The organism is Halomonas sp. JS92-SW72 (assembly GCF_003547075.1).
Lineage (GTDB): Bacteria > Pseudomonadota > Gammaproteobacteria > Pseudomonadales > Halomonadaceae > Halomonas > Halomonas alkalicola.
In genome coordinates this window covers 2,581,779-2,597,615 of record NZ_CP032147.1, presented here as the reverse complement: position 1 = coordinate 2,597,615, position 15,837 = coordinate 2,581,779, and the positions used below count along the sequence as shown (strand labels likewise).

General features: G+C 68.4%; 12 protein-coding genes and 1 pseudogene. 9 read left to right on the top strand and 4 right to left on the bottom strand.

The annotated features are described in order from the left end of the window. Nucleotides 1-13: 13 nt before the first annotated feature. The 4 genes from D1793_RS12115 to map all read right to left on the bottom strand — a co-directional run bounded on the left by D1793_RS12115 (nt 14) and on the right by map (nt 5,414). Complete coding sequence (locus D1793_RS12115; protein WP_119022404.1) at nt 14-358, bottom strand: arsenate reductase; 345 nt, start codon at nt 356-358, stop codon at nt 14-16. Continuing rightward, the gene (gene dapC, locus D1793_RS12110) at nt 358-1,611 is read right to left on the bottom strand and encodes a succinyldiaminopimelate transaminase (RefSeq protein ID WP_119022403.1); all 1,254 of its coding nucleotides are present in this window, start codon (nt 1,609-1,611) and stop codon (nt 358-360) included. Before dapC ends, D1793_RS12115 begins: the two co-directional genes overlap by 1 nt. A 322-nt stretch (nt 1,612-1,933) precedes the next feature. Next, nucleotides 1,934-4,618, bottom strand: a complete 2,685-nt coding sequence (locus D1793_RS12105) for a [protein-PII] uridylyltransferase (RefSeq protein ID WP_119022402.1) — start codon at nt 4,616-4,618, stop codon at nt 1,934-1,936. A gap of 4 nt (nt 4,619-4,622) precedes the next feature. Continuing rightward, on the bottom strand, nt 4,623-5,414 hold the full coding sequence (map, locus tag D1793_RS12100; protein WP_119022401.1) for a type I methionyl aminopeptidase: 792 nt from the start codon (nt 5,412-5,414) through the stop codon (nt 4,623-4,625). A 298-nt stretch (nt 5,415-5,712) separates the two neighbouring features. On the opposite strand from map, the gene rpsB reads away from it, so the two are divergent. The 9 genes and pseudogenes from rpsB (at nt 5,713) to bamA (ending at nt 15,779) form a co-directional block, all read left to right on the top strand. Further along, a complete protein-coding gene (gene rpsB, locus D1793_RS12095) occupies nt 5,713-6,459 on the top strand; it encodes a 30S ribosomal protein S2 (protein ID WP_119022400.1) in 747 nt (248 codons plus the stop codon). Between the two features lie 176 nt (nt 6,460-6,635). Beyond that, nucleotides 6,636-7,505, top strand: coding sequence for a translation elongation factor Ts (gene tsf, locus D1793_RS12090; protein ID WP_119022399.1), 870 nt, complete (start codon nt 6,636-6,638; stop codon nt 7,503-7,505). Nucleotides 7,506-7,615: 110 nt separating this feature from the next. After that, complete coding sequence (gene pyrH, locus D1793_RS12085) at nt 7,616-8,377, top strand: UMP kinase (RefSeq protein WP_119022398.1); 762 nt, start codon at nt 7,616-7,618, stop codon at nt 8,375-8,377. A 4-nt stretch (nt 8,378-8,381) separates the two neighbouring features. After that, nucleotides 8,382-8,939, top strand: coding sequence for a ribosome recycling factor (gene frr / locus D1793_RS12080; RefSeq protein ID WP_119022397.1), 558 nt, complete (start codon nt 8,382-8,384; stop codon nt 8,937-8,939). 156 nt (nt 8,940-9,095) lie between these two features. After that, nucleotides 9,096-9,792, top strand: a pseudogene (gene uppS, locus D1793_RS12075) (polyprenyl diphosphate synthase). Then, nucleotides 9,785-10,585, top strand: coding sequence for a phosphatidate cytidylyltransferase (locus D1793_RS12070; RefSeq protein ID WP_119022396.1), 801 nt, complete (start codon nt 9,785-9,787; stop codon nt 10,583-10,585). The pseudogene uppS and the gene D1793_RS12070 overlap by 8 nt, the downstream one beginning before the upstream one ends. A gap of 1 nt (nt 10,586) precedes the next feature. Further along, nucleotides 10,587-11,795: a 1-deoxy-D-xylulose-5-phosphate reductoisomerase gene (gene ispC, locus D1793_RS12065; RefSeq protein WP_119022395.1), complete on the top strand. Its 1,209-nt coding sequence runs from the start codon at nt 10,587-10,589 to the stop codon at nt 11,793-11,795. A 34-nt stretch (nt 11,796-11,829) separates the two neighbouring features. Next, a complete protein-coding gene (gene rseP / locus D1793_RS12060) occupies nt 11,830-13,188 on the top strand; it encodes an RIP metalloprotease RseP (protein WP_119022394.1) in 1,359 nt (452 codons plus the stop codon). Nucleotides 13,189-13,439: 251 nt separating this feature from the next. After that, a complete protein-coding gene (bamA, locus tag D1793_RS12055; protein ID WP_240407663.1) occupies nt 13,440-15,779 on the top strand; it encodes an outer membrane protein assembly factor BamA in 2,340 nt (779 codons plus the stop codon). Nucleotides 15,780-15,837: the final 58 nt, after the last annotated feature.

Sequence of the window (15,837 nt, the reverse complement as noted above, 5' to 3'; positions counted from 1 at the left end):
TGTGCGGAGTGCGCTAGCCGGCCAGGTCGTCGTAGTCGCCGTCGCGGTAGCCGACGAGGATCTCATCGCCGGTGTCGAGCAGCGGGCGCTTGAGCAGGGTGGGGTGGGCGAGCAGCAGCTCGCGGGCGCTGTTGGCGTCCACCCCCTGCTTCTGCTCGTCCGGGAGGTTGCGCCAGGTGGTGCTGCGCTTGTTGAGGGCCTCGACCACCGGCACCTTCTCGAGCAGGTGTTCGAGCAGGGCGGCGGAGAGGCCGTCCTCGCGCAGGTCGTGGAACTGGTAGGGGATGCCGGAGCCGTCCATCGCCTTGCGGGCGCGGCGGCAGGTATCGCAGTTCTTGATGCCGTACAGGGTGAACATCAGCCTCTCCTCTCGATGAATCGGCGAATCCGCCGGGCCGCCTCGACCGTGGCGTCGATCTCGGTCACCAGCGCCAGACGGATCCTGCCGCTGCCGGGGTTGGTGCCGTTCGAGCCGGCGCGACCCATCCCGTCGTCGGTACTGGGACGACCCATCCTGTCGTCGGCAGCGGGACGACCCATATAGGAACCGGGCAGCACGCTGACGTGCTCCTCGGCGTAGAGCGCCCGGGTGAAGGCCACGTCGTCGCCGCCGGGCACCGCCGGCCACAGGTAGAAGCTCGCCTCCGGCGCGGGGAAGTCCATCACCGGGGCGAGGATCTCGGTCACCGCGGCGAACTTCTCGCGGTAGGCGTCGCGGTTGGCGCGCACGTGGGCCTCGTCGTTCCAGGCGGTGATCGAGGCGCGCTGCACCGGCAGGGCCATGGCGCAGCCGTGGTAGGTGCGGTAGCGCTTGAAGGGGGCGATCAGCTCGGCACTGCCTGCCACGAAGCCGGAGCGCAGTCCCGGCAGGTTGGAGCGCTTGGAGAGCGAGTGGAACACCAGGCAGCGCCGGTAGTCGTGGCGGCCGAGCGCCGCGCAGGCCTCGAGCAGCCCCGCCGGCGGGGCGGTCTCGTCCAGGTAGAGCTCCGAGTAGCATTCGTCCGAGGCGATGATGAAGTCATGCTCGTCGGCCAGTGCGATCAGCTTCTGGAACTCGGCCAGCGGCGTCACCGCGCCGGTGGGGTTGCCCGGCGAGCAGATAAAGAGGATCTGCACCTCTTGCCAGATCTCGGCGGGCACGGCATCGAAGTCGGGCCGAAAGCCGCTCTCGGCGCGGCAGTCCAGGTAGAGGGGCTCGCCGCCGGCCAGCAGGGTGGCGCCTTCGTAGATCTGGTAGAAGGGGTTGGGCATCGCCACCCGGGCGGGGCGGGTGCGGTCGAGTGCGGCCTGGACGAAGGCGAAGATCGCCTCCCGGGTGCCGTTGACCGGCAGCACCTGGCGCTCGGGGTCGAGGTCAGCGAGCCCGAAGCGCCACGTGGCCCACCCGCCGATCGCCTCGCGCAGCTCGGGCAGTCCCGCGGTGGCCGGGTAGCGGGCGAACTCGGCCTGGTGCTCGACCAGGGTGGCCAGCGCCGCCGGGTAGGGGGCGTGCTGGGGCTCGCCGATGGTCAGCGGCACGTGGGTCAGCCCCTCGGGGGGCGTCACGCCGGCCTTGAGGGCGGCCAGCTTCTCGAAGGGGTAGGGCTTGAGGGCGTCGAGATCGGGGTTCATGGGTATCCAGGCGCGCCTCGCCGGCCGTGGCCTCGGGCGTCGTTATGTGAGTCGTCGTTGTTGTGAGACATGAAACGTGCGACGTGGTCGGAAGGGGCTTGATTATAGGGAAGGCGGAAGAATGCCTCAAACGCAGCGCCTGCCTGCCTGGCCGCTTGGAGCTGATCCGGCGACGGGCCTTCGAGGGGGCGCTCTGAACCCTTCCCTGGGCGCTACCGATTCCATCCCTGGAATAGGACCCCCTCTTCGCCCCGTCCCCGGCGCTCCTCGCTATCAAGTAGTGCGATAGCCTCGCGCTACTCGCTACTCTGCCGACTCGGGCCTACCCGGAGACATCCAGCACTTCCACCAGGCGCTCGCGCAGCCGGGCCTGGCGCCCGGGGTCGGTGAGGGGCTCCCCGGCCTTGGTGGTGATGAAGAAGACGTCCTCCACCTTCTCGCCCAGGGTGGCGATCTTGGCCGCCGAGAGGGCGATGTCCTGCTCCATGAAGATGCGCCCCACCCTGGCCAGCAGGCCGGGGCGGTCCGGGGCGATCAGCTCCAGCAGGGTGCGCTCGTTGGCGGGGTCCTGCTCGATGATCACCTCGGTGGGGACCCGGAAGTGGCGCAGCTGGCGCGGGGTGTGGCGGGTGACGATCTCGGGGTAGTCGTCCGGGTCGTCGAGCTCCTCCACCAGGTGGGCCTGGATCTCCTCGATGCGGGCCGGGTCGCGGATCGCCTGGCCCTGGTCGTCCAGCACGATGAAGGTGTTGAGGGTCCAGTCGTTGCTGGAGGTGGCGATGCGGGCGTCGTGAATCGAGAGGCCGAGCTGGTCCAGGGCGGCGGCGGTGGCAGCGAAGAGGTCGTCCACCGAGCGGGTGTGGATGAACACCTTGGTGCCGCCCTCGGGCATGTCCTCGGCCGGGGCGCTGATCAGGATCAGCGGCAGTTGGCTGCCGCCGTGGGCGAGGATGCCCTGGGTCTGCCAGGCGATCTCGCTGGGCGCGTACTGCAGGAAATACTCCTCGCCCAGCGACTCCCACAGGCGCTCCACGCTTGCCATGTCGGCCCCCACCGCGGCGAGCAGCGAGAGCGCCTCGTCGCGGGTCTCGTTGACCCAGTCGTTGCGCTCCAGGGGGTTCTCCAGGCCGCGGCGCAGGGCGCGCTTGGTCTCGGCATGGAGCTGGCGCAGCAGCGAGGCGCGCCAGCCGTTCCACAGCGTCGGGTTGGTGGCGTTGATGTCGGCCACGGTGAGCACGTAGAGGTAGTCGAGGCGGGTCTCGTCGCCCACCAGGCGGGCGAAGTCGGCGATCACGTCGGGGTCGGTGGTGTCACGCTTCTGGGCCACCATCGACATGGTCAGGTGGTGTTCCACCAGCCAGCTCACCAGGCGGGTGTCGCGGGTCGAGAGGCCGTGGCGCTCGGCGAAGACCTCGACGTCCCGGGCGCCGAGGAGCGAGTGGTCGCCGCCGCGCCCCTTGCCGATGTCGTGGTAGAGCCCGGCGATCCACAGAAGCTCCAGCTTGGGCAGCTGGTGGACGACGTTGGCGGCCACCGGGAAGGTCTCGCGGGCCTCGGGCTTGCGGAAGCCGTGGATGAACTTCAGCAGGCGCAGGGTGTGGGCGTCCACGGTATAGATGTGGAAGAGGTCGTGCTGCATCAGCCCCACGGCGCGGCCGAACTCCGGCAGGTACTTGCCGAGCACCCCGTAACGGTTCATGCGCCTGAGCTGGCGCGCCACGTTGCCGCCGGAGCGCAGCAGCGCCATGAACAGGCTCTGGTGGCGGACGTCGTCGCGGTAGAGGTCGTCGATCAGGTGGCGGTGGTCGCGGATCAGGCGGATGGTGTCGGCGCGCACCCCCTCGATCTCGGGGTGCTCGGCCATCAGCAGGAAGAGCTCCAGCAGCGCCGCGGGCCGGTCGCGGAAGACGGTGCGCGAGCGCGCCTGGATGTAGCCGCCGCGGATCTCGAAGCGGTCGTTGAGCGGGGTGGTCTCGAGCGCCTCGCCGGCGTGCAGGATCGCCTCGTCGAAGTGCTGCAGCAGCATGTCGTTGAGGCCGGCCAGCGCCGTCACGTGGCGGTAGTAGCGCTTCATGAACTGCTCGACGGCCAGCCGCTCCGGGGTGTCACGGAAGCCGAACAGCTCGGCGATGGTGCGCTGGTGGTCGAACTGCAGGCGGTCCTCGGCGCGGCCGGTGAGCATGTGCAGGGCGTAGCGCACCTGCCACAGGAAGGCCTGGCCCTGGCTGAGGATGCGCAGTTCGGCGTCGTTCATGAAGCCATTGGCGACCAGGTCCTCGTAGCGCTGGCTGCCGAAGTGGCGCTTGGCCACCCAGCCGATCATCTGGATGTCGCGCAGGCCCCCGGGGGAGCTCTTCAGGTTGGGCTCCAGGTGGTACTCGGAGTTGTTGAAGCGATGGTGGCGGCTGATCTGCTCCTGCCACTTGGCCTCGAAGAAGCGGTCGGCGGGCCACAGCCGGTCGGGGGCGAGGCGGGCCTTCATCGCCTCGCGCAGCCGCTCGGGGCCGGCGATGGTGCGGCTCTCCAGCAGGTTGGTGATCACCGTGACGTCGGCCTCTGCCTCGCGCTCGCAGTCGGAGAGCGAGCGCACGCTGTGGCCGATCTCCAGGCCGATGTCCCACAGGAAGGTGATGAAGGCGGTGAGCGTCTCCCGGTAGGGCGCGTCGTCGTCCTCCTCGAGCAGCAGGAGCAGGTCGACGTCGGAGTGGGGGTGCAGCTCGCCGCGGCCATAGCCGCCCACGGCGAGCAGCGCGAGCCCCTCGCCTGCGGGCCATTCATGCTGCTCCCAGGCCACCGCCAGCAGCCGGTCGAGGCACCAGGCGCGACCGTGGATCAGATCGCGGATGTCGGCGCCGCTCCGGAAGCGCCCGTCGAGTCGCGCCTGGATCTCGCGCAGCGCCGCCTTGAAGGGGGCGATGGGCGAGCGGCTGCCGGCGAGCTCGGCGCGGAAGGCGTCGCTATCGAACAGGCTCTCGTCGGGGGCGAAGCGGTAGTGGTGGAGCAGCATCGGCTCAGCGCTCCAGGAAGGAGAGGTCTTCGTCGCGGCGTGCGGTGAGCACCTCGACGCCGGTCTCGGTCACCAGCAGGGTGTGCTCCCACTGGGCGGAGAGGCTGCGGTCCTTGGTCACCGCGGTCCAGCCGTCGCGCAGCACCTTGGTGCGGGAGTCGCCGACGTTGATCATCGGCTCGATGGTGAAGCACATGCCGGCCTCGAGGGCGATGTCCGCCTCGGGGGCATAGCCGTCGTAGTGCAGCACCTGGGGCTCCTCGTGGAAGCCGGCGCCGATGCCGTGGCCGCAGAAGTCGCGCACCACCGAGTAGCCGCTGGCCTCGGCGTGGCTCTGGATGGCGCGGGCCAGCTCGGAGAGGCGCACGCCCGGGCGCACCAGGGCGATGCTGCGGTAGAGGCACTCCTGGGTGACCCGGCACAGCCGTTCGCCCTGGATGGTCTCGCCAATCACGAACATCACGCTGGAGTCGCCGTGGTAGCCGTCGGCGGTCCTGACGGTGACATCCAGGTTCATGATGTCGCCCTTCTTCAGGGCCTTGCCGTCGTCGGGAATGCCGTGGCACACCACGTGGTTGATGGAGGTGCAGACCGACTTGGGGAAGCCGTGGTAGTCGAGCGGGGCCGGGGTGGAGCCGAGCACGTCGACGATATAGTCGTGGCAGCGGCGGTCGATCTCGCCGGTGGTGATGCCGGCCGCGACGAAGGGGGTGATCATCTCCAGTACGCTGGCGGCCTGACGGCCCGCCTCGCGCATCTTCTCGATCTCGTCGGGCGTCTTGATGGGTACGTTCATGGAATCTCGAGGGTGGGGGGTGGGGTCGCCCTGGCGACTTCAACTTGCGGATGATCCATGGTATAAAGCTGCGCGCCTTCCTGCAATCGCCCGCCCTTTCCCGTCCGCGCACGTCTAAGCGTCGCCGTGAGGGAGCTGTGGGGTGTGGTGGCAGGGTGGGTGTATATCAATGTAACGCCTTGAAAACACACATGCACCGGCACATGGTCCCGGGTGCTGTCGCGGCTCCTCAAGCGGGCTTCGGCGGTCGGATCCATGGGGTGCGTGGAGGCCTAACCCGATTTTCCAGGAGTCATCCATGGCACACGTCAATATGCGTGACCTGCTCAAGGCAGGCGCTCACTTCGGTCACCAGACCAAGTACTGGAACCCGAAGATGAGCAAGTTCATCTTTGGTGCCCGCAACAAGATCCATATCATCAACCTCGAGCATACCCTGCCGGCCCTGAACGAGGCCATCGATGTGGTCGAGAAGATGGCCGCGTCCAACAACAAGGTCATGTTCGTCGGCACCAAGCGCAGCGCCAGCAAGATCATCAAGGAAGAGGCCAAGCGCGCCGGTCAGCCCTATGTCAACCACCGCTGGCTGGGCGGCATGCTGACCAACTACAAGACCATCCGTCAGTCCATCAAGCGTCTGCGCGACCTCGAGACCATGCGCGAGGACGGCACCTTCGAGAAGCTGACCAAGAAGGAGGTCCTGATGGCGACCCGCGAGCAGGAGAAGCTCGAGCGTTCCATCGGCGGTATCAAGGAGATGGGTGGCCTGCCCGACGCCCTGTTCGTGATCGACGTCGACCACGAGCGCATCGCCATCAACGAGGCGAACAAGCTCGGCATCCCGGTCATCGGCGTGGTGGATACCAACTCCGACCCGGACGGCGTCGACTACGTGATCCCCGGCAACGATGACTCCATCCGCGCCATCCAGATCTACGTCAAGGCCATCGCCGACGCCTGCGCCCGTGCGAAGGAAGGTCGTCCCGACGAGTTCGTCGAGGTCACCGACGAGGTGGTCCAGGAAAGCGACAGCGCCGCCGAGTGATCGCGGCTAGTCTGTTCGGTGGCCGTCGCCACGGTGGTTGATGCCACGGTGGTCGATGCCACGGCAGCCGGACAGACGAGAAGGGGGCCGCGGCCCCCTTTTTTCTCAGCATTCGTCGGATTCGTCACAGCGACGGGTCCGCTATCCGTTGACACACAGATTCAGAGGTGAACCCCATGGCAGCTATCAGCGCCTCCCAGGTCAAGGAACTGCGCGAGCGTACCGGACTCGGCATGATGGAGTGCAAGAAGGCCCTCACCGAGGCCGGCGGTGACATCGAGGTCGCCATCGAGAACCTGCGCAAGAGCTCCGGCCTCAAGGCCGCCAAGAAGGCCAGCCGCACCGCCGCCGAGGGCACCGTGGTGACCCGCGTGGCCGAGGACGGCAGCTACGGCGTGATGGTCGAGATCAACTCCGAGACCGACTTCGTCGCCCGTGACGACAACTTCAAGGGCTTCGCCGAGAAGGTCGCCGACGCCTTCTTCGCCGCCAAGAGCGAAGACGTGGCCGCAGTGATGGCCGGCGACCTGGAGGCCGCTCGCGAGCAGCTGGTCCAGAAGATCGGCGAGAACATCGGCGTGCGTCGCTGCGTGGTGGTCGACGCCATCGAGGGCGGCCTGGTGGGCGAATACGTCCACGGTGGCCGCATCGGCGTGCTGACCGTGCTCAAGGGCGGCAACGCCGAGGTGGCCAAGGACATCGCGATGCACGTCGCCGCCATCAACCCGGCCGTCGCGCGTCCCGAGGACATGCCCCAGGAGCAGCTGGACAAGGAGAAGGATATCATCCTCGCCCAGCCCGACATGGCCGGCAAGCCCGCCGAGATCGCCGAGAAGATGGTCCAGGGTCGCCTGAAGAAGTACCTGGCCGAGAACAGCCTGACCGAGCAGCCCTTCGTCAAGAACCCGGACCAGAGCGTTGCCCAGTTCGCCAAGGCGGCCGGCGGCGAGGTCCTCGGTTTCACCCGCTTCGAAGTGGGCGAGGGCATCGAGAAGGAAGAGGTCGACTTCGCCAAGGAAGTGATGGAACAGGCCAAGCGCAGCTGAGGTCAGAGGTTCCTGCAGGATGATGGCGTGCGCGCGAGCGCACGCCATCGCGTATCCGGCCGGTGCACCGGCCGCCCCCATGCCAATGCTGATGCCCCAGGAGAGATGCCATGTCCCCATCCGATCACGTCGAGACCTCACCCAAGGCCCGCACCGACAAGTCGAAGTACAAGCGAATCCTGCTCAAGCTCTCCGGCGAGGCGCTGATGGGCGAGCACGATTTCGGCATCGACCCCAAGGTGCTTGACCGCATGGCCCTCGAGATCGGCCAGCTGGTGGGGATCGGGGTGCAGGTCGGCATCGTGATCGGCGGCGGCAACCTGTTCCGCGGCGCCGCCCTGAACGAGGCGGGCATGGATCGGGTGACCGGTGATCATATGGGCATGCTGGCCACGGTGATGAACGCCCTGGCCATGCGCGACGCCCTGGAGCGCTCCAATATCCGCTCCCGGGTGATGTCCGCGATCCCCATGAGCGGCGTGGTGGAGCACTATGATCGCCGTACCGCCATCCGCTATCTCACCTCCGGGGATGTGGTACTGTTTTCCGCCGGTACCGGCAATCCCTTCTTTACCACCGATTCCGCGGCCTGCCTGCGCGGGATCGAGATCGACGCCGACGTGGTGGTCAAGGCCACCAAGGTGGACGGAGTCTACGACAAGGACCCGGTCAAGCACGCTGATGCGGTCAAGTACGACCAGCTCAGCTATGACGATGCCCTGGACCAGAAGCTCGGCATCATGGATTTGACCGCTATCTGCCTGGTGCGTGACCATGACATGCCGGTCCGCGTCTTCAACATGAACAAGCCGGGCGCCCTGCTCAACCTGGTGGTGGGCGGCGAGGAAGGCACGCTGATAGACAGAGGTTGACACCGTGATCAATGACATCAAGAAAGATGCAGAATCCCGCATGAAGAAGAGCGTGGAAGCGCTGCATGGCAACCTGAACAAGATCCGTACCGGGCGCGCCCACTCCAGCATCCTGGACGCGGTGACCGTGGAGTACTACGGCAGCCAGGTGCCGCTCAACCAGGTGGCCAACATCAACATCGAGGACGCCCGTACCCTCTCGGTGGTGCCCTGGGAGCAGAGCATGGTGCCCAAGGTCGAGAAGGCCATCATGGCCGCCGATCTCGGCCTGAACCCCTCGACCGCCGGCAACAACATCCGCGTGCCGATGCCGATGCTCACCGAGGAGACCCGCAAGGGCTACATCAAGCAGGCGCGCTCCGAGGCCGAGCACGCCCGGGTGGCGGTGCGCAACGTGCGCCGCGATGCCAACGGCGACTTCAAGGCCCTGCTCAAGGAGAAGGAGATCACCGAGGACGAGCAGCGCCAGGCCGAAGACGCGATCCAGAAGCTGACCGACAAGTACATCGCCGAGATCGACAAGACGCTGGAGCTGAAGGAACACGATCTGATGCAGATCTGAGCAAGTCCGGGGCCGCCAGGAGGGCGGCCTCCTGCCTTCGCTATCCACTCCCCGATGCGAGACCCCATGACGTCACCGCTCACCCCAGATTCCAGCGCCACGGAGGGCACGCCTGCCACCCCGGGGGGCCCGTTGCCACGTCATGTGGCGATCATCATGGACGGCAACAACCGCTGGGCGCGCGCGCGGCCTCTCCGGCGTGCGTGGCCACCATGCCGGCGTGGAGGCGGTGCGCGCCACCATCCGGCGTGCCGCCGAACGCGGGGTCGAGACCCTCACCCTGTTTGCCTTCTCCAGCGAGAACTGGAAGCGTCCCCGGGCCGAGGTCAGTGCCCTGATGGAGCTGTTCCTGCTGGCGCTGAAGCGCGAGGTCGGCAAGCTTCACCAGAACGGCATCCGGCTCTCGGTGATCGGTGACCTCTCGGCCTTCTCGGACTCGATCCAGAAGCACATCGCCCGGGCCGAGGCCAAGACCCGCGACAACACCCGCATGCACCTGGTGATCGCCGCCAACTATGGCGGCCAGTGGGACCTGACCCGGGCGGCGCGCCGCCTCGCCGAGCGCGCGGCCGCCGGCGAGCTGGACCCTGCGGCCATCGATGAGGCCACCTTCGCCTCCCAGTTGAGCCTGGCCGGGGTGGCGCCGGTGGATCTCTGCATCCGGACCAGCGGCGAGCAGCGCATCTCCAACTTCCTGCTCTGGGAGCTGGCCTATGCCGAGCTCCACTTCACGCCACGCCTGTGGCCCGACTTCGACGCCGACGCCTTCGACCTGGCGCTGGAGGACTTCCAGCGGCGCCAGCGGCGCTTCGGCATGACCGACGAACAGATCGAGGCGCAACAAGGTGCTTAGACAGCGCATCATCACCGCGGCCTGGCTGGCGCCGCTGATGCTGGCGGGCCTCTTCGGCCTGTCCGGCGGGCTCTTCGCCCTCTTTACGGCGGCCATCGTGCTGCTGGCCGGCTGGGAATGGACCAACCTGGCGGGCATCCGCCAGCGCGACAACCGCCTCATGCTGGTCGGCGTGCTGGCCATGGCGATGCTGATGCTGTGGCTCAGCGGTGGGGCCCTGATGGCCTGGCCGCTGTGGCTGGGCGTGGCCGGCTGGCTGGCCAACCTCTACTGGGTGGTTCACTACCCCGCCCGCGGCGGGCAGTGGCAGTCGTCCACGCGGCGCCTGGCCATGGGGCTCTGGGTGCTGCTCCCCGCCTGGGTGGGGCTGAACGTGCTGCGCGATACCGGCGCCGTCTGGCTGCTCTTCGTGCTGCTGCTGGTGTGGTGTGCCGACATCGGCGCCTACTTCGCCGGCCGCGCCTTCGGCCGCCGCAAGCTGGCGCCCAGGGTGAGTCCGGGCAAGAGCTGGGAAGGGGTGGCCGGTGGCCTCGTCGCCACCGCCGCGCTTGCCCTGATCTACGCCGCCTGGCAGGGGCTCGGCCTCGGCGGCGGGCTGGCCCTGCTGCTGGCGACCCTGGTGGTGACCCTGGTCTCGGTGCTGGGGGACCTGCTCGAGAGCATGCTCAAGCGCTTTCGCGGCATCAAGGACTCCAGCCAGCTGCTGCCCGGCCATGGCGGCGTGCTCGACCGCATCGACAGCCTCACCGCGGCGCTGCCGCTCTTTGCCCTGATCGCTCTCGGGGTGCTCTAGCATGACCGCTTCCCGCGAGGCCCCGGCGCCCGCCTGCCAGGCCGTCACGGTGCTGGGGGCCACCGGCTCCATCGGCACCAGCACCCTGGACGTGATCGCCCGCCATCCCGGGCGCTACCGGGTCCACGCCCTGACCGCCCATCGCTCCCGGGAGCCCCTGCTGGCGCTCTGCCTCGTCCACCGGCCCGCGGTGGCGGTGCTCGGCGACGAGCGCGACGCCGCCTGGCTGCGGGCGCGCCTGGCCGAGGCCGGCGTGGCGACCGAGGTCGAGTCCGGCCCGTCGGCCCTGGTGGCGGTGGCCGAGGCGCGCGAGGTGGACGTGGTGATGTCGGCCATCGTCGGCGCCGCGGGGCTTCTGCCCACGCTCGCCGCGGTGCATGCCGGCAAGCGGGTGCTGCTGGCCAACAAGGAGGCCCTGGTGATGTCCGGGGCGCTCTTCATGGAGGCGGTGGCAACGAGCGGCGCGACCCTTCTGCCCATCGATTCCGAACACAATGCCATCTATCAGTGTCTACCCGTTGAGCATCGCGGGGGGCTCGCCCGCCACGGCGTGACCCAGCTGCTGCTGACCGCCTCCGGCGGCCCCTTCCGCGGCTGGTCGCCCGAGCGGCTGGCCGAGGTGACGCCCGCGCAGGCCTGCGCCCACCCCAACTGGTCCATGGGCCGCAAGATCTCGGTGGACAGTGCCACCCTGATGAACAAGGGGCTGGAGCTGATCGAGGCGTGCTGGCTGTTCGACGCCCGGCCGGAGCAGGTGCAGGTGGTGGTGCACCCCCAGAGCGTGATTCACTCCATGGCCGCCTACAGCGACGGGTCGGTGATCGCCCAGCTGGGCAACCCCGACATGCGCACCCCCATCGCCTACGGGCTGGCCTGGCCGGAGCGCATCGAGGCCGGCGTCGAGGCGCTGGATCTCTTCCAGGTCGCCAGGCTCGACTTCGAGGCGCCGGATGAGGTCGCCTTCCCCTGCCTGCGCCTGGCTCGCGAGGCCATGGCCGCGGGGGGCACGGCGCCGGCGGTCCTCAATGCGGCCAACGAGGTGGCGGTGGAGGCCTTCCTGGCGGGCCGCCTCGGCTTCACCGGCATCGCCGAGCTGGTGGCCCGGGTGCGCGATGCCGAGCCGGTCCAGGCCGTGCGCGACCTCGAGACCGTGCTGGACGCCGATGTCCGCGCGCGCCGCGCCGCCGCGAGCTGGCTGGCGAGCCGCTGATGCCATTCCAACCCGATTCCAGGAGGAGAGCGACTTGGGCCTGATCCAGAACATCCTGGCCGTCATCGTGGTGCTGGGCCTGTTGATCACCTTCCACGAGTTCGGCCACTTCTGGGTGGCCAGGCGCTGTGGCGTCCGGGTGCTGCGCTTCTCGGTGGGCTTCGGCAAGCCGATCTGGTCCCGCGTCGACCGCCATGGCACCGAGTTCGCCGTGGCCGCCATCCCGCTGGGCGGCTACGTCAAGATGCTCGACGAGCGCGAGGCGCCGGTACCCGAGGACGAGCTCGACCAGGCCTTCAACCGCAAGACGGTGTGGCAGCGGATCGCCATCGTCGCCGCCGGTCCCCTGGCCAACTTCCTGCTCGCCATCGTCGCCTATTGGGCGCTGTTCGTGGCTGGCACCACCACGGTGGCGCCGGTGATCGGCAGCGTCGAGCCGGGTTCACCGGCGGAGCGCGGCGGCCTCGTCGCCGGCCAGGAGATCGTCGCGGTGCGCGGCGAGGCGGTGCGCGGCTGGGACGAGATCAATCTCAAGCTGGTGGCCGCCATCGGCATGAGCGGCGAGCTCACCGTCGACGCCCGCAGTGACGCCACCGCCGAGCCCCGCGAGTATCGCTTGCCGGTGGAGAACTGGCTGGTGCGCCAGGACCCGCCCCAGCCGCTGCCGAGCCTCGGCGTGACCCCCTGGCGCCCGCCCTTCCCGGCGGTGCTGGGCCAGCTGATGCCCGGGGAGGCGGCCGACGCCGCCGGCCTCCAGGCCGGCGACGAGATCCTGGCGGTGGATGGCACCCCGGTGGACGACTGGATGCACTTCGTTGACATCGTGCGGGCGAGCCCCGGCGAGGCGCTGACCCTCGAGGTGGCGCGCGACGGCGAGCGGCTGAGCCTGGCCATCACCCCCGGCAGCAACACCCTCGAAGAGGGCGTGACCATCGGCTATATCGGCGCCGGCGTGGCGCCGGTGGAGTGGCCCGAGGAGTACCGTCGCGAGATCCGCTACGGTCCCGTGGCCGCGGTGGGCGAGGCGGTGTCCCGCACCGGCGAGATGACCCTGCTGACCCTGGATGCCATCCGCAAGATGCTGGTGGGGCTTATCTCGCCCTCCAACCTCTCGGGCCCGATCACCATTGCCCAGATCTCAGGCGATTCGGCCCGGGCGGGGCTGGAGAGCTTCGTCAGCTTCCTGGCCTATCTCTCCATCAGCCTGGCGGTGCTCAACCTGCTGCCGATCCCGGTGCTCGACGGCGGCCACCTGCTCTACTATTTCGTGGAGGTGGTGCGTGGCCGCCCGGTCTCCGAGCAGGCCCAGGCGATCGGCCTTCGCATCGGCCTGGCGCTGGTGGGGACCCTGATGCTGATGGCGATCTATTTCGATCTGATGCGGCTCTGGTAGGCAAGGCCTCGCGAGGGGCGAGTGGAGTGCGTCTCGGCCGGGGCGCCGGGGACAGCCCGAAGAGGAGGTCCGTGGACCTGGGATGGTCTAGGTAGCCCCCAGGGAGGGGTTCATGGCGCCTCCTCGCAGGTCTGTCGCCGGATCAGCCCCGAATGACAAGGTCTGGATGATCGCCTTGTCAGCGAGCCGCACAAGTGTATAAGGTGCCTGTCTGGACAGGTTTGGCAGATCAACGCGAGCGAATCGACTGCATGAGAATCAAGACCATCGGACTGGCGGCACTGCTGCTCGTCGGGGCCGGGACGGCCCAGGCCCAACCCTTCGAGGTTTCGGACATTCGTGTGGAAGGCCTGCAGCGAGTCTCTGCCGCCTCCGTCTTCAACGCCTTTCCCGTCAGCGCTCGCGACCGCGTCGATGACCGCGAGCTGGCCGAGGCGACCCGCAGCCTGTTCGCCACCGGCCTGTTCGAGGATATCAGCCTCGCCCGGGACGGCGACGTGCTGATCATCCAGGTGGTGGAGCGACCCACCATCAGCCGTCTCAACATCAGTGGCAACCGCCGCATCGGTGACGAGGAGCTGCGCCAGGGCCTGCGCCAGGCCGGTCTCGCCGAGGGCGAGGTGCTGCAGCTCTCCACCCTGGAGGAGATCCAGCGCGAGCTGGAGGGCGTCTACCAGGGGCAGGGGCGCTACAGCGCCACCATCGAGACCAGCGTGCGCGAGATCGACGAGGGCCGTGTGCAGGTCGACGTGGAGATCAACGAGGGTGCCGTGGCGCGCATCCGCCAGATCAACCTCGTCGGCAACCGCGCCTTCGACGACGACACCCTGCGCGACGTCTTCGAGCTCAACGATCGCCCCGGCCGCATCTTCGGCTGGTTCTCCCGGGACGAGTACTCCCGCGAGGCGCTGGCCGGCGATCTCGAGCGGCTGCGCTCCTTCTACCTGGACCGCGGCTACGTCAACTTCAACGTCGAGTCGACCCAGGTCTCGATCAGCCCGGACAAGTCGCAGATCTTCATCACCGTCAACGTCGACGAAGGCCGCCAGTACCGCATCGGCGACGTGCGCTTCGTGGGCGACCTGCAGATCAGCGAGCGCGAGGCCCGCGAGCTGCTCGAGGTGGCGCCGGGCCAGGTCTTCTCGCGCAGCGATGTGACGGCCTCCTCCGAGGCGCTGCGTGCGCGCCTGGGCGCCGAGGGCTTCGCCTTCGCCAGCGTCGACGGCATTCCCGAGGTCTCCGCGTCGGACGACACCGTGGACCTGGCGTTCCGGGTCGATGCCGGGCGCCGCGCCTATGTACGCCGCATCGAGTTCATCGGCAACACCACCACCCAGGACGAGGTGCTGCGCCGGGAGATGATCCAGCTGGAGGGGGCGCCCGCCTCGACCCAGTCGATCACCCAGTCTCGCCAGCGCCTCGAGCGCCTCGGCTTCTTCCGCCAGGTGGACGTGGAGACCCGTCCCGTGGCCGGTGAGCCGGACAAGCTCGATGTCACCTACACCGTGGAGGAGCAGCCCTCCGGCTCGATCTCCGCCAGCGTCGGCTTCTCCCAGAGCGCCGGTGTCATCTACGGCGTGGGCCTCTCCCAGACCAACTTCCTGGGCACCGGCAACCGGGTGAACGTCGGCGCCCAGCGCAGCGACACCTTCACCAGCGTCAACTTCGGCTTCACCGACCCCTACTGGACCCTCGACGGCATCTCCCGCGGCTACAACCTCTACTACCGCGAGACCGACTACGAGGACTCCGACATCTCCACCTACTCCACCGACGCCTACGGCGCGGGGATCAACTTCGGCTACCCGATCAACGAGATCACCCGTCTCAACTTCGGCGCCGCGGTGGAGGACCTGACGGTCAAGACCTATCGCGATACCGCCCAGGAGATCACCCGCTACGTCGACGAGCAGGGGGCCGATGCCCAGAGCCTGAAGCTGACGGCCAGCTGGACCCGCAACAACCTCAACCGCGGCATCATGCCCACCGCCGGCAACTACCAGCGCCTGTCGCTGGAGACCGCGGTGCCCGGCAGCGACGCCGAGTACTACAAGCTGCGCGCCCAGGCCCGCCAGCTCTTCCCGCTCAACGACAACCACGACTGGGCGCTGAAGTTCAGTGGCGAGGTGGGCTATGCCGACGTGGTCGGCAACGACCCCTACCCGTTCTACGAGAACTTCTACGCCGGTGGCCTCGGCTCGGTGCGCGGCTTCACCGCCAACACTCTGGGCCAGCGCACCACGCCGCCGGAAACCGGCGGGCGCGATCGCACCCTGGGCGGTAACGTGCTGATGCAGGGCAGCGCCGAGCTGCTCTTCCCGCTGCCCTTCATCGAGGATCGCCGCTCACTGCAGACCTCGCTGTTCCTGGACGCGGGCAACACCTTCCTCACCGACTGCTACGCCACCGAGACCGGTACCTCGAACTGCAGCTCCGGGGTGGACCTGGGCGACCTGCGCTACAGCGTCGGCGTGGGGCTCTCCTGGCTGACGCCGGTGGGGCCGCTCACCTTCAGCATCGCCGAGCCACTCAACGACGAGAGCGGCGACGACACCCAGTTCTTCCAGTTCTCGCTTGGCCAGACCTTCTGATCTCGCCAGCCCCTTCAGATCGAAGGGCCGCCCCGGAGGGGCGGCCCGGCCAAGGAGC

Excerpts from the sequence above, each read along its gene's own strand:
- map (WP_119022401.1), bottom strand. The coding sequence starts at position 5,414 with ATGAACGTACCCATCAAGACGCCCGACGAGATCGAGAAGATGCGCGAG.
- bamA (WP_240407663.1), top strand. The coding sequence starts at position 13,440 with ATGAGAATCAAGACCATCGGACTGGCGGCACTGCTGCTCGTCGGGGCC.
- D1793_RS12115 (WP_119022404.1), bottom strand. The coding sequence starts at position 358 with ATGTTCACCCTGTACGGCATCAAGAACTGCGATACCTGCCGCCGCGCC.
- ispC (WP_119022395.1), top strand. The coding sequence starts at position 10,587 with ATGACCGCTTCCCGCGAGGCCCCGGCGCCCGCCTGCCAGGCCGTCACG.
- dapC (WP_119022403.1), bottom strand. The coding sequence starts at position 1,611 with ATGAACCCCGATCTCGACGCCCTCAAGCCCTACCCCTTCGAGAAGCTG.
- pyrH (WP_119022398.1), top strand. The coding sequence starts at position 7,616 with ATGTCCCCATCCGATCACGTCGAGACCTCACCCAAGGCCCGCACCGAC.
- tsf (WP_119022399.1), top strand. The coding sequence starts at position 6,636 with ATGGCAGCTATCAGCGCCTCCCAGGTCAAGGAACTGCGCGAGCGTACC.
- D1793_RS12105 (WP_119022402.1), bottom strand. The coding sequence starts at position 4,618 with ATGCTGCTCCACCACTACCGCTTCGCCCCCGACGAGAGCCTGTTCGAT.
- rpsB (WP_119022400.1), top strand. The coding sequence starts at position 5,713 with ATGGCACACGTCAATATGCGTGACCTGCTCAAGGCAGGCGCTCACTTC.